General features: G+C 55.6%; 8 protein-coding genes. 6 read left to right on the top strand and 2 right to left on the bottom strand.

Annotation, left to right across the window (positions count from 1 at the left end; translation table 11 throughout):
* Nucleotides 1-255 precede the first annotated feature (255 nt).
* Complete coding sequence (locus tag KJW29_RS15935) at nt 256-1134, bottom strand: carbohydrate ABC transporter permease (RefSeq protein WP_214630525.1); 879 nt, start codon at nt 1132-1134, stop codon at nt 256-258.
* Nucleotides 1135-1161: 27 nt separating this feature from the next.
* Nucleotides 1162-2046: an ABC transporter permease gene (locus tag KJW29_RS15930; RefSeq protein WP_246608848.1), complete on the bottom strand. Its 885-nt coding sequence runs from the start codon at nt 2044-2046 to the stop codon at nt 1162-1164.
* Nucleotides 2047-2272: 226 nt separating this feature from the next.
* Here KJW29_RS15930 and KJW29_RS15925 point away from each other — a divergent pair, with 226 nt between their 5' ends.
* From KJW29_RS15925 to KJW29_RS15900, 6 genes are all read left to right on the top strand, one after another.
* Complete coding sequence (locus KJW29_RS15925; protein WP_214630523.1) at nt 2273-4045, top strand: sensor histidine kinase; 1773 nt, start codon at nt 2273-2275, stop codon at nt 4043-4045.
* On the top strand, nt 4020-5627 hold the full coding sequence (locus KJW29_RS15920) for a response regulator transcription factor (RefSeq protein ID WP_214630522.1): 1608 nt from the start codon (nt 4020-4022) through the stop codon (nt 5625-5627). The genes KJW29_RS15925 and KJW29_RS15920 overlap by 26 nt, the downstream gene beginning before the upstream one ends.
* 116 nt (nt 5628-5743) lie before the next feature.
* The gene (locus KJW29_RS15915) at nt 5744-7468 is read left to right on the top strand and encodes a type 2 periplasmic-binding domain-containing protein (RefSeq protein WP_214630521.1); all 1725 of its coding nucleotides are present in this window, start codon (nt 5744-5746) and stop codon (nt 7466-7468) included.
* 56 nt (nt 7469-7524) lie between these two features.
* Nucleotides 7525-8634 carry a hypothetical protein gene (locus KJW29_RS15910; protein ID WP_214630520.1) on the top strand — a complete coding sequence of 370 codons (1110 nt, stop codon included), beginning with the start codon at nt 7525-7527 and terminating at the stop codon, nt 8632-8634.
* 72 nt (nt 8635-8706) lie between these two features.
* Nucleotides 8707-13068 (top strand): galactose-binding domain-containing protein, encoded by a 4362-nt coding sequence (locus tag KJW29_RS15905; RefSeq protein ID WP_214630519.1) that lies wholly within the window; start codon nt 8707-8709, stop codon nt 13066-13068.
* A 19-nt stretch (nt 13069-13087) separates the two neighbouring features.
* Nucleotides 13088-14107, top strand: a complete 1020-nt coding sequence (locus KJW29_RS15900) for an S-layer homology domain-containing protein (RefSeq protein ID WP_214630518.1) — start codon at nt 13088-13090, stop codon at nt 14105-14107.
* Nucleotides 14108-14274: the final 167 nt, after the last annotated feature.

Below are 14274 nucleotides of genomic sequence, written 5' to 3'. Positions count from 1 at the left end.
GCCAAACGTGTATGAAAATTCATACACACTCCACCAAACAGAACGCTCCTGGCAAAATGGCTATCCAAGGTCAGTGAAAACGGAAAGCTGGACGCCCCGTTTTGGTGGAATGTTAAGTGGGAGGCATCCAGCTCGCCACTTTCTAGAAAAAGCAGGAACACAATAGTTGGACGGAAAAACATTGCGTTTTTCCGCCCAACTTTTTATTTTTGAGACTTATTGGACAGCCCCACTCTATTCTAGGGACAACCCCCCCTACTCCTTCACCGCCCCCAGCACGATCCCCTTTACGAAGAAACGTTGCAGCAGCGGATAAACCGCGAGAATCGGCAGCATGGCGATGAAGATTTGCGCCGCCTTGACGCTGCGGTTGGACATCATCTCCAGATCTTCCGGCGTAATGCCGGTTTTGCTGAAGTCCTGTACGACGACGATCGTTTGCAGCAGCGTGGCGAGCGGCCATTGCTCCTGCGTCCTCATATAGAGCATGCCGTCGAACCAGCTGTTCCAGTGACCCACCATGGTGAAGAGCGAGATTGTCGCAATCGCGGGCAGCGAGATGGGCAGATACACCGAGAACAGAATGCGGAACGAGGTCGCTCCGTCCACGATGGCCGCCTCATCCAATTCCTTGGGCAGCGCTCGGAAGAAATTCATCATCAGAATCATATTCCATACGCTGACGAGCCCCGGCAGAATAAGCACCCAGAACGAATTGACGAGTCCGACCTTCTGTACAAGCAAGTAATTGGGCACGAGACCTGCGTCAAAAATCATGATGAACAGGAAAAACCAGACATAAAGCGCTCGGACTCGGAACTCCGCGGAGCTCCGTGATAGAGAGAAGGCGGCCATGATCGTCACGATCATGCCAAGCACGGTCCCCGTTATCGCGCGCCAAATCGACGTGACAATGGCGTTGCCGAAGTTATCGTTTTCGAATGTTTTGGTGTAACTCTCGAAGTTGAAGTCGATCGGGAAGAAGGTGACCAGATTTGCTTCGGCCGCGGACTTCCCGCTCAGGGACACGGCGAAGATATGGATCATCGGCAGGATGCACAGAATCGAAATCCCGATGAGCAGAGCCAGATTGATGTAATAAAACACTCTGTACGATGGATCTTTGTAATACATGGCGGGTCTACCTCCGTCGTTGGATTCTTAAAAGATGCGGTAATTGGCCCACTTGTAGGCGACATAATAGCCGCCGCTGATAAGAATGAAGCCGACCAGCGATTTGAACAAGCCGACCGTGGTGGCGAGACTGTATTGTCCGTCCTGGAAGGAGCGGAAGACGAACGTGTCGATAATGTCGCCTTGGCCGAGCACGAGCGGATTGATGAGATTATAGATTTGGTCGAAGTTGGCGCTAAGCATGCTGCCCAGCGAAAGCGTGAACACGACGACCATAATGGGCAGGAGCGACGGCAGGGTGATGTTAATCGTCTGCTGAAGCCTTCCCGCGCCATCGATCTCGGCCGCTTCGTACAGATCCGGGTTGATGCCGGATAACGCCGCTAGGAACACGATGGCCGAGAAGCCGAATTCCTTCCACAGATCGCTTACGATAACCGTAACGCGGAACCAGTCTCCGTCCCCAAGGAACATAACAGGCTTTATGTTCAACGTTGTGAGCAGACGATTTACGATACCGTCGAGCGATAACAAATCGAGCAAAATACCGCCCAGAATAACCCAGGACATAAAGTGGGGCAAATAAACCATCGTTTGGATGGAGCGTTTCAGCCCCATATTGCGAACCTCGTTTAGCAGCAGCGCGAACAGGACCGGCACGGCCAAGCCGAAAATGATTTTCAGCACGGAGATGATCAGCGTGTTCCAGATGACCTGGACGGTTCCGTTTAAGGTGAACATCAGCTCGAAGTTGTCCCAGCCGATCCACGGCGAGCCGCCTATGCCGAGCCAAGGCTTGAAGTCCTGAAAGGCCATGATGATGCCCGGCATTGGCGCGTATTTGAACACAAGCGCGATTAAGACGGCGGGAAGCAGCAGCAGATGCAGCCTCCAGGTTTTGCGGAATGGCATTTTTGAACGCAGCGCGGTTGACGATCGGCCGGTTGATGCTATAATGTCGTTATTCTTCATAAGGCTTCCTCCTGAATGTGATGGTCGGGAAGGCGAACGCAGCGTAATACCGTGCCTGGCATTGGCGGATGTTGGCCGTCTGTCTGGGAAAATTGTATGGCATCCGCCAATCGATGTATAGAACACATCTTAAAGGTGGCTGTCAATATATTAAGGGGGACCCCGCGTGAAACGGAGCAGGCCGATCTTTATCAAGATGACCGGCGTCATACTTATTCTGCTAATACCGGCCGTCATTCTGTACACCTACTTCAGCACGACAAGCATCCAGGTCATCGACAAACAGATGAAAGCGTACAAGGAGAGCCAACTGCTCTTCCTCAAGAGTCAGATCGAGTCCAACGTCGAACGGCTGTCGTTATCCTCGAACGTGCTGGCGAGGGATTCCTCGATTCTGGATCTGCATATCAGCATGCTGACGAAGGATTATTACCGCATGATCGAATACCAGTCGCTGGTCAAAGAGAAGCTGTATCTCCAAAGTTTCTCCAGCCACTGGTCGAACGAGCTGTCCGTCTATTTGCCGAGCTCCGAGAGCCGAATCTCTACGAGTCCGAACGGCGCCTACGATCCCAAGCTGCTGGAGCTGTCGGAGAACGGCGTGTGGCGCTTCCATGACGGCGGCGATTCCAGAGCGGCCTATTATCAAATGCTGATCTGGGATCCTTATCTGTCGAAGAGCGATCCCGATTCCGTCAACGCCGTGTTCGAGGTGCGATTCGATCTGGACAACGTGCGGGAGATGCTCGAGCACTACAATGCGGAAAGCGCCGGCCACAACTTCCTGTTGACCGCGTCCGGCCAGACGTTTTCGGTCGACAAAGGCGGCGATGCGATGTACGCGGAGCTTGGCGCGAGCTTGCTTGCGGAAGGGCTAAACGACATCGGCAACGCCGATCGGACGGTGGACGGCAAGCGTACTTATTTGAGCTATGCGTATTTGCCCCAGTTGGACGCCTGGTTGGTCGATTACGTTCCGCTCGAACAATTTCACGCGCCGGTCATCGACAGCCGCAATCTGTTCTACGTCAGCATGCTTCTGTTAATCGCTCTCGGGTTAGCCGCGTCTTATTTGCTATATCTGCATGTGCAGAAACCGTTGTCGCTCCTCATTCGGGGTTTGAAGCAATTCGAAATCGGCGACTACGGCTTCCGGATCGGTCAGAAATTCCATAACGAATTCGACTATATGATGCACCGTTTCAACGATATGGGACGCGAGATTCAGCATTTGGTTCATAACGTCTACGAAGAGCAAAACCGTTCTCGCCTCGCGACGCTCAAGCAGCTGCAATCGCAGATCAACCCGCATTTTTTGTACAATTGCCTGTCGTTTATCGCGGCTAGCGCCAAAGCGGGCCAGACGGCCGTAATCAAGGAGATGGCCTATCATCTGGGCGGTTATTACAGGTATACCACCCGCGTCGAGAATCAGAAGGCCATCCTCAAGGAAGAGGTGGATCTGGTTCGGCATTATTTGCAAATTTATACATACCGGCTGGAAAGAATCGCTTACGAGATCGAGATCCCGGACGAGATGCTTAACGAGAATGTGATGCGGCTAATTCTTCAGCCCGTCGTCGAGAATGCTATTATGCACGGCGTGGAACCGAAACCGGGGCAAGGATTTGTGCGAATAACGGAAATAATGGCGGACGGCTGGAACGAATTGACCGTGGAAGACAGCGGAGACGGCATGTCCGACGACGAAATGAAGGCGCTTGCGGGACGGCTGGAGCTCCCAATGGACGACGCTTCGGGCTGCGGGATGTGGAACGTGCATCAGCGGCTCAAGCATCGATATGGCACAGGAGCCGGCTTGTCGCTTACGCATTCGGACGCGCTTACAGGACTCCGGGTGTCATTGAAGTGGCGAAGCGAAGAATGGGAGACGGAGAAGAGGAGAGTGGGTTATGAGTCAGCTGTTGTTAGTGGATGACGAGCCGATGATTGTAGGCAGCATGGTGGCGAACGACTGGGCAAGCATTGGCATTGAGGGTGTTCATAAGGCGGGATCCGGGCTGGAGGCTATCGGAATACTGGCCTCCACTCCGATCGACATTGTCGTGACGGACATTCGGATGCCCGGCATGGACGGCTTGCAGCTATGCAAGCATATTCAAGAGCATTACCCCCGGACCAAATGCATTCTGCTGTCGGGATACGGCGAGTTCGAATACGCACGGAAGGCGATCGCCTACGGGACGGCCAACTACTTGCTCAAGCCGGTGAAGGATGAGGAGTTAATGGACGAGGTGGGGCGCCTAAGACAGCTGCTGGAGCGGGAATGGGAGGAGATGGATTCCGTTCAGCGGGCGCGACATACGCTGCGAATCCATCTGCCTGTGCTGAAGGCCAATCTCCTAAACGATCTGTTGTCGGGCATTCTGCTGCCGAACGCGCTTCTCGCCGAGCGGATGAACGAATACGGGCTGAGCTTCTCAACAGGTAGGCATACCTCCATGCTGATGGTTCGGATCGACGAGTCGGAATCCGCGATCCCCGATCCGTCGTTGCTCGAATATGCCGTGCGCAACATTGCAAGCGAAATTCTGGAAGCGGAATTCGAGGTTTGGGGGACCAAGGATTCCTTCGGGTATCTGTGTTACCTGCTTCAGGAGAAGCCGGACGGTACATGGGATAAAGATGCTGCCCTGAGACTGGAAAATATTGCCGGAAAGTTGGTAGCCAAAGTCGGGAGATTCCTTCGCGGGACCGTCACCGCGCTGGTTGGCGAGCCCCGTCTGTTCCCGCTGGAGATCGTGGACCAGTACCGCAAATCGTTAAACGGGTTTCGAAAGGTCCCCCGCAGCGAACAAGGTATCGTCATTTTGGAGAGAGACAGCCGCTCGCAATACCGTTCTCTGGATTCCCTCTATGCGCCTCCAGGCTTCCAGGGGCTGTTCGAGGCGGGCCGTTGGCAAGATGCGCGCTCGAAGCTTGCCGAACTGGAGAAGGAGATGCGCGAGAAAAAGCTGGATACGGAGGAGCATGTGACGGAGGTCGCGTACGCGCTCATGAACGCCTTCTTGTATACGGCCCACTTGCAAGGGAAGACGCTCTTGGAGCTGACCGGCTTCGAGGCCGACATTCTCTCGGAGCAGGGCCTGTTCACCCGTCTCGACGGGGTGATGGAATGGGCGGACATGGCGCTTCGAAGCTTGGAGACCGCCAACGTAAAAGAAGTCAAAGACGGCAAGGGCACGCTTATCCCGAATATTCACCGCTTTATCGAAAGCCGCATTGCGGGCGATGTGTCTCTGCAGGCGATTGCCGATCATGTCGGCCTTCACCCGGCTTACTTGTCCTCGCTCTACAAGCAGGAGACAAAGGAGAATATCAGCGACTTTATTATGCGATACCGGATGGAGAAAGCAAGCGTGCTGCTCCGCACGACGGACATTCGAATCTACGAGCTGTCGGGTCAGCTAGGCTTCCAGAACCCGCCCTACTTCAGCAAGCTGTTTAAATATTATTACGGCGTAACGCCCCAGGATTACCGTGAACGCAATGGGAAGTGAACCTTAACAATTTAGTATACGATCTTAAAACTTTATCTCTTACCCGGCTGAAAACGCTGTAATAAGATTAGGTTGCATCTCAATACAGCAGATTCAAGGGAGGTTCAGGCGGACACATGGCCAAAAAATCAATGTTACTTACGCTCGCGGCAATCATGGTGATTACCCTGCTGGCGGCTTGCTCGTCGAACACGAACAACGGGGGACAAGGAAGCGGCGCTTCGAGCAGTCCGACCGGCAGCGCGGAGGCTACGCAATCGCCTGCCCCATCGGAGGACTCCAACGCCGAGGCGATCCGCAACGGGACGCACAAGTTCGATCCGCCCGTCACGATCACGACAGTCAAGGCGACGGACGGCACCTTCAAGTTCAAGAACGGAGAGAATCTGGAAAACAACGTTCACACGAAGTGGGCGCTGGAGGAACTGGGCATTCAGCTCAAAAACCTCTGGGAGTCGCCCGGCGACCAATTTGCAACGAAGGTTCGCCTTATGCTCACGTCCAAGGAGACGCTGCCGGACGTGCTGATGACAGAGGATATGGCGCTCATTAACGAGCTTATCCAGTCGGGGCATTACCGCGATATTACAGACGACTTCGAGAAGTACGCATCAGATGGCATGAAAGAGCTGTATAGCTCTCATCCGCTCATGTGGAGCCAAGTGACGCACGAAGGCAAAAAGATGGCGCTGCCGAACTTCGCGCATGCCGGCAACGATAACGCGGTCATGTGGGTCCGTCAGGACTGGCTCGACGAGCTGGGACTGCAGGCGCCGACGACGTTCGAGGAGCTGGAGACGGTTATGCAGGCCTTCCTCGACAAAAAACCTGGAGGTACCAATAACTTGATTCCATTGGGACTCAGCCTGGGATCCGGCGGCAACAACCCGAACCCGTTCGCGGGATGGCTCGGCGAGAGCACCTGGGTATTCGGGCCTTATGGAACGATCCCTTATCAGTGGCTGGAGAAGGAAGGAAAGCTCGTTCACGGCTCCACGCTGCCGGAGATGAAGGACGGTCTTGCCCGGTTAAACGATTGGTACAACAAAGGTTATATTTCGCAGGAAGCGGGACTGCATGACGAGAACAAGCTGGCCGAACTGATCGGACAAGGCCGGGTAGGCATAGTCGTCGCTCCATATTGGCTGCCGAACTGGCCGATTCCGGATTTAAAGAAAAACGTGGAAGGCGCCGATATGCTGCCTTACCCGCTGCCGACGCTGAACGGAAAATCCGCGGCCCGCGATACGACGTTCCTGCGCGGCGGACTGCTCGTGAAAGAGGATTTCGACCATGTGGATGCCCTGTTCCTGTACTTGAACCGCATCTTCGGACGCGTCTCGCAAGAGCCTGGCGGCGAATTCGAGAACGGCTGGGCGAAGGATTACGACTATACGATCTTGGCCGACGGCAGCGTGTCCGTTGCCGAAGAGGATATTCAAGGCGGCAAGGTCGGCGTGGCGAAATACGTGCTGATCGATCTAAAAAATCCGTTTAAGAATCTGGAAATGCTGGCGAATATCAGCAGAGGCGAAGAGCCGAAGACATCGGCGGAGAAACGCGCGGCCATGTCGAATCCAAGCACGCTGAAAGCGGCGGAAATCGTAGATGACGGCTGGAAAAACGGCTATGCCATCGCTCAGCAATTTACGGGAGCTCCGACCCCGGCGATGCAGTCGAAGAGCGGCATTCTCGTCAAGCTTGAGGGAGACACGTTCATCAGCATGATCTACGGCAAGAAGCCGATCGACGACTTCGACAATTTCGTTAAGGAATGGAAGAGTATCGGCGGCGAAGACATTACGAAGGAAGCCAACGAGTGGTATCAAAAAACAAAATAAAAGGAAGGCCCGCCGCGCGATGCGGTGGGCTCCTTCTGAGAGAAGGGGAGAACGCCATGGAAGGACGCCTTACGTTCGTTAAGCTGTCAACGACCGCCTTGCTTGCCATGGCCGTTTTAGCCAGCGCTGCGCTGCTGGTCAAGTCGTTATTTGCGGCGCCTGCCGCGGAAATCGTCGTGGCGACGGTCAATGGCGACAACATTATCGCCGAGGAGCTAGCTTACTTCGCGGGGCTTCATCGCGCTTCTGTCATTGAAACTTTCCTGGCGGAGGAGGTCGTTGCGATGGACACGCGTTTCTGGCAGCGTGACTTCAGGGGAGTTTCGCCGATCGAGAAGTTGAGAGAGCTGGCTTTGGAGGATGCGGTTGCGATGAAGGCGGAGCTGCAGTTGGCGCATGAGCTGGGACTGACAAGCGACGTTTCCTATGCCTCCCTGCTCGAGGCGATGGAGAAGGAGAACGCGCGCAGGGCGAAAGCCGTCGCAAACGGTGAACCGATTTATGGCCCGGCCAAGTTCGAGGAGCGGACGTTCATTGATTTTTACCGCGGCAAGCTGGCGACATTGTCGAAGGAAAGCTTGGCGGAGCGCGAGTTCGCGCCAATGGACGAGAGGGAGCTGGTTTCCTTTTACGAAAGGATAAGCACGATGTTGTCGCCAATGACCAACAGTATGACGTATGACAAAATCGCCATTACGTATCGTTATGAAGGGAAAGACGGCGATAAACGAATGGAAGAGGCGTTCCGGATGGCAACGGTTATTCGAGAGCGACTATTGGCAGGGGAAGCAGCACCGGAGGCAGTGTTGGCGGAGGCAGCTTATCCGGCGGGCATGGCGGCAGCCTATGAGGAGAAGTTGGAGCTGAACGAATCCAATGCGTCGCGAATGTTCAAGTCGAACAACTCGCTGTATACTGCGCTGCAAGCGGCCTCGGAGGGGCAGCCGATTACTTCCGTCATCGACGATCCAATAGCGGGCCAATATGTGATTGTACGCGTGACGGATTGGCAAGCTGCAGAGGTCCCCAAGTTCGAGGAGGTGCGGGACGTTGTCAGGAAACTATATGTGGAGGAGCGGTATTCGGCTTATATGCAATCCAGGGTAGAAGCGGCTGTCGTACATCTGCTGCCTGCCTATTACGAATCCAAGTTAGGCGTGGAGTAAACGAGGATTCCACAAAATGAAAGCGGTTACTAATTTGAGCCGATAAGGCTCTATGACATAGGAGGACGGATCATGTTGCGAATAAACAAGCTAGGATGGTTGAATCTGCTGCTTGCGGCGGTCTTATTCTCGGCAATCGCGATACCTGCAGGAGATGCCGGAATAGTTGCGGCGGCTGAAACGGGGAATGTGTATTACGTGGATGCTGCAGGAGGCGATGACGGGGCGGCGGGCACCAGCGAAGGGACTGCTTGGAAGTCGCTGAACAAGGTAAATGCCACGGTATTCCAGCCGGGAGACCGCATTCTGTTCAAAGCCGGCGGCGTCTGGAAAGGAACGCTGCATCCCAAAGGTTCGGGAGCTTCCGGCAATCCGATCGCGATAGACAAATACGGAGAAGGGCCGAAACCTCTAATTGCCGGCGACGGCGCGGACGCCGCAGTCTACTTCTACAGTCAGGAATATTGGGAAGTGCGCAATCTGGAAATTACGAATTATGCGAATACAGCCGGAGAACGCCGGGGCATCCATGTAGCCGGCCATAGCGGCGGTTGGAACAATCCCAAGGTGTACCGCCACTTCGTGTTCGAATATTTGGACATTCATAGCGTCAAAGGCAGCCTGGCCATGGATTACGCCCATAACGGAGGCATCATCGTCTGGGATCCCAGCTGGAATTACGTCGTCACGGACGTCACGATCCGCAACAACCGGATCTATTCGCTGGACAGCGTGGGCATCTATCTAAACGGCGGCAGCAGGCCGTTTTCCTTCAACAACACGGTTGCCGACAATGTCATCTATGACATCGGCGGCGACGGCGCTTTTATCTTGAACACGACGAACGGCCTTATCGAACGCAACGTCGTATACGATACGCATAAGCGATCGACGAGTTATCATGTGCCGCTCTGGTTTTTCGAATCCAGGGAATCCGTTATTCAGAACAACGAGGTGTTCAATACGTATCCGGGCGGCGACGCGATGGCGTACGATTCGGATTACAAAAGCGAAGGAACGATTATTCAGTACAACTACAGCCACAACAACGCCGGAGGCATGTCGCTTGCGGTCAATGACGGCACGCAGTCCGCGAACTACAATCGGAATACCGTCATTCGCTACAATATTAGCCAAAACGATCTGGGCGCCGTGTTCAACTTTAGCGGAACGCCGGAGAATACGCATATTTACAACAATACCGTGTACATCCCGCCGAACTCCGGCACCAAGGTCGTCGATACGCTGAACTGGGGCGGCTGGGCGAAAAATACGACGTACAACAACAATCTGATCGTTAATCTGGGATCAGGCGGCTACAACTTCGGCTCCAGCACAAATAACGTGTTCGACAACAATCTGTTCTACGGCAATCATCCGCAGAACGTGCTTAATGCCGATGCCAACAAGATTGTGGGCGATCCGCTGCTTGCGGCTCCGGGCACGGGCCGAATCGGCAGGGATACGCTGGCGGGTTATCAGCTGCTGCAAGGTTCCCCCGCTATCGGCGCGGGCAAATTCATCGAGGGCAACGGCGGACTCGATTTCTACGGCAATCCGGTTCCGGCCGTCGGAAACCCGAACATCGGCGCTTACGAGGGACCGGGCATTCCCGTCGGAGAGATCCCTCCCGGGGCGGAGATCGAGAATCTGCTAGCCAATCCCGGCTTTGAAGACGGGGAGTTCGGCGGCTGGAGCAATACGTTTGGCGGCGCGGCCATCGTGGGTGACGGAGCTCGCAGCGGCGAATATGCCGCAGTCCTGAGCAACGCCGTATCGGGCATCGAGCAGACGGTGACCGTCAAGCCGAATACGATCTATAAGCTGTCGGGCTTCGCGAGAAGCGAAGGCGGCGGCTCCGCGGTCATCGGCGTAAAGAGCTACGGCAATCCCGCCAAGGACGTCCATGTCAGCGGCGCCGGGTTTACGGGAAGAGAAGTCGTCTTTACGACCGGCGGCTCCAATACGACGGCCATTCTCTATCTTTACAAACAAGGCGGAACGGGCAGCGTGATTTTTGATGACATGCTGCTGTACGAATACGGGACGGTGTCGCCGCCCGCAGTGCCGCCGGCATTGCCGCCGGAACCGCTTCCGGGCAAACAAGATCTCTCTCGCTTCGCTGCGTTGACTGCGAGCTCCAGCAATCCTCTTTATCCGCCGGCGCTGGCCGTGGATGGTTCGCTAGATGGAAGCAGCAGATGGATTACGCTTGCAGGAAGCCAGGCCCCGCATTGGCTGGAGCTGAGCTGGGAGGAAAGCTACGATATCGACCGCGTCCGTCTCTGGAGCGGCGCCGGAGCCGGATCCGAGGGATGGCAAATCCGCGATTACCAGATTCAGTATTGGGAAGACGGAGCATGGAAAGTTGCCGCATCGGTGACGGGTAATACGAAGGATGGCCGCACCGGCGCCCACAACGACCTGGCGTTTCCCGTTATCCATACCGACAAGATCAGACTTTGGGTAACGAAAGGCACGACAACCGCGCAGTCGAACGATAACGGAGCTCGCGTGTTCGAGATCCAAGTATGGGAGCATGAACCGAACCCGGTTGAACCGGAAGTTACGCCCGTATACGTCTTTGACGTGCAGGTTGGTTCCGAGAATCGGAGAACCATGCTCGACGCAGGGGCAACGCTCCTTATGTCGGCGGACGTAAAGCCGTTAAACGCGGATGATCGGACGGTAGCTTGGCGAGTCGAAGGTTTGGGCGGCACGACAACGGCGCATGCCTCCATAGACGGAAACGGCTTGTTGACGGCCATGTCGCCTGGCGCCGTCAAGGTTGTGGCCGAAGCCAATGACGGTTCCGGCGTTAAAGGCGAGGCGATTATTCGCATCACGGAGCCGCAGCCCAATTCCAACATTGCGACAAATGCGAGCGTGACCGCAAGCTCCAGCCACGAAAGCGGCAATTTCCCGCCAACGCTTGCCGTAAACGGCATTAAACATGGAGGAGCCGATCGCTGGGTATCCGGCGCGGAAGGCCCGCACTGGCTTGAGCTGGCGTGGGATACGAAGCAGAAGGTGAACGGGGTCAGGCTCTGGAGCGGTCAGATCGACTCTCAAGGCATGCAGCTCGCCGATTTCGAGATTCAGTCATGGAACGGTACGGATTGGGTGACGGTTAAGTCCGTTGTCGGCAACGAAGAGGATAATTACGTCGGCGAGTATGCCGATCTCCGCTTTGTGCCCGTGGAGACGAGCCGACTGAGACTGGCGATTACAAAAGGCAATCCGGCCACTGATGAACGTGCAAGATTGTTCGAAATCGAGGTTTACGGAGCAGCGGCTTCCGAGGAACCGGACTTGCTTCCGGCTGTTCAGTTGAGTGCTCCTGCGGAAGCCTATGCCGGTCAAACGATTAATTTGTCCGTCTCCGTTTCGGAGAGTACCTATGACTACTCGACGATTAACGCAATCGCGGCATACGATCCTCAGGTGTTCGTGTTCGATACGTTCGAAGCGGAGGACGGCTTGCTCAAGCTGGCCGGCACGGCGATTACTTCAACCCGAACGGGGCTGACCGTGCTAGGAACGGCCGTCAAGCCAGCGGAAGGTTTGATCAATATATTGCTTAGCGGAATCGGCGGCTCTCTTGCGGCAGAAGGCGAGCTGTTCCAGCTGCATGGCAGAGTGGCGGAGAATGCCCTCGTCGGTACGACAAATGTGTCATTGACGAAATTCGAAATCATCGGCGATGGCGGCGGAGAGTCTCATGCGATCCCGATTGATTCGGCAGTTGCGGCTGTCGAAGTTACGGCAGCAGATCGTTCCGCGCTGGGAAGCGCGATCGCGGCTGCCCGTGATTTACATGAAGGAGCCGTCGAGGGTTCCTCGCCGGGACAATATCCAAGCGGCTCGAAAGGCGTATTGCTGCAAGCCGTTATGGCTGCCGAAGCCGTCTACGCGCAGTCGGATGCTACCCAACTTGCCGTAAATGAAGCATTGGCGTCGTTGTCGGCCGCAGTTCAATTGTTCAAAAACTCCGTCATTCAGCAGCCGTCCGTGAACAAAGAGGAGCTGCATTCCGTTCTGGACGAAGCCCGTTCGCTGCTGGAACGTTCGTCGGCGGGGACGAAGGTCGGTCAATATCCGCAAGCCGCGGCTGATGCGCTGGGCGCGGCGATTGCGACCGCCGATTCGGTATACAACGACAGTCAGTCCCAGCAGGCGGTAAACGAAGCTGCCGCGCAACTGGAGCAAGCTGCATCCGTCTTCCGCGGCAGCCGGATTACGCTTGTAGCGGGCGAGTCGAACGTAACGCTAAAGACATTGTCGATCGTCGCGGGGTACTTTGGGTTAACCGCTTCGGATGAAGGCTGGAGCGACATAGAGGCGGCAGACATGCTGGATCAAGGGGAAATCACGATTCAATCGCTGGCAGCCATTGCCCGTATGATTCTATCGGATTGGTTCCATGAACAATAAAGCAGGAGTGAACAGGCTTATGTCTCGGAAAAGCAGTTTGTTAATCGTGGTGTTCATGCTACTCTGCCTGGCTATCGCGCCGGGGCGGCAGACATCGGCAAAGGAGGCGGACGGCTTCGAGCTGTCCGTCGCCGAAGTCGGGGATCGGATAGACGTTACCGTTACGTTAAACGATGCCAAGGACATGTATGCTTACGACCTTGTCCTGAAGTTTGATCCTGTAAGGCTGGCCTACGAAGATGCAAAGTTATCGCTTTCCGGCTTTGCCGTGAAACCGAAGTTGTCTCGCGGCGAGCTGCGGCTTGCCCATACCCGCGTCGGCGAGACGCCCGGCAGGAACGGAATGCTCGAGCTGGCGGTGGTAGGATTTCAGCGTATTAGAGGCGGCGATACATTTGTGAAGCTGGAATCGGTCAAGCTCGTAGACAGCAAGCTGGAAAAGGAAGAGCTGGCGCCTAATTCAAACATGATGCTGAGGTCAGGCGTCGTGGCGAAGCTTCCTGCCGATGTCGCCGGTCATTGGTCGGAGGTAGCGGTTCGCGAAGCGATGGAGCTTGGGTTCGCGACGGGTTTCGGTGACGGCACCTTCCGACCCAACGAGCCGGTGACCAGGCTGGAAGCTACAGTATTGCTGGGGAGGGCGCTGCTGGTATCCGAAGCGGGAGCGCCGAAGATAAGCTTCACGGATGTTGGGGCCATTCCACTATGGGGGTTGCCTTATGTGGAAGAGGCTGTCAGGTCCGGATGGCTGAACGGCTATGATGACGAGACTTTCCGCGGCGCCAAGCCGATCGCGAGACAGGAATTCGCTACGATCATCGCCCGCGCGATGGATGCTTCCGCGACAGGCAATGCCGCCGTGTTGTCCGCTTTCGGGGACCGCCACCTGCTGGCGCGCTGGGCCGCGGGTCCAACGGCGCTGGCGGTAGAGCGCGGCATACTGCAGGGACAGGGGGGCGGCCTCTTGAACCCGGTGGCCACGACGACCCGAGCGGAAGCGGTTACGATGATATTGCGATTGTTGGCTTCGGGCGGTTGAGAGACCTGGATTTATGCATATGGATGCCATCAGCGTTTACTGGATTGATGAAAACGATACTGGACTGATGCAACGGACGTCGTGAGCGTCTATTGGATTGATGCAAACTTGCGCTGATAGCCCGTCTACCCGACTCCGGACTGATGCAAACGTGCGCCGTGATCGTC

This window comes from Paenibacillus agaridevorans, from assembly GCF_018604145.1.
Lineage (GTDB): Bacteria > Bacillota > Bacilli > Paenibacillales > Paenibacillaceae > Pristimantibacillus > Pristimantibacillus agaridevorans.
The sequence above is the reverse complement of the archived record's forward strand: the minus strand, read 5'-3'. Positions and strand labels throughout refer to the sequence as shown.

Excerpts from the sequence above, each read along its gene's own strand:
- KJW29_RS15935 (WP_214630525.1), bottom strand. The coding sequence starts at position 1,134 with ATGTATTACAAAGATCCATCGTACAGAGTGTTTTATTACATCAATCTG.
- KJW29_RS15930 (WP_246608848.1), bottom strand. The coding sequence starts at position 2,046 with ATGCCATTCCGCAAAACCTGGAGGCTGCATCTGCTGCTGCTTCCCGCC.
- KJW29_RS15920 (WP_214630522.1), top strand. The coding sequence starts at position 4,020 with ATGAGTCAGCTGTTGTTAGTGGATGACGAGCCGATGATTGTAGGCAGC.
- KJW29_RS15915 (WP_214630521.1), top strand. The coding sequence starts at position 5,744 with ATGGCCAAAAAATCAATGTTACTTACGCTCGCGGCAATCATGGTGATT.
- KJW29_RS15910 (WP_214630520.1), top strand. The coding sequence starts at position 7,525 with ATGGAAGGACGCCTTACGTTCGTTAAGCTGTCAACGACCGCCTTGCTT.
- KJW29_RS15905 (WP_214630519.1), top strand. The coding sequence starts at position 8,707 with ATGTTGCGAATAAACAAGCTAGGATGGTTGAATCTGCTGCTTGCGGCG.
- KJW29_RS15900 (WP_214630518.1), top strand. The coding sequence starts at position 13,088 with ATGTCTCGGAAAAGCAGTTTGTTAATCGTGGTGTTCATGCTACTCTGC.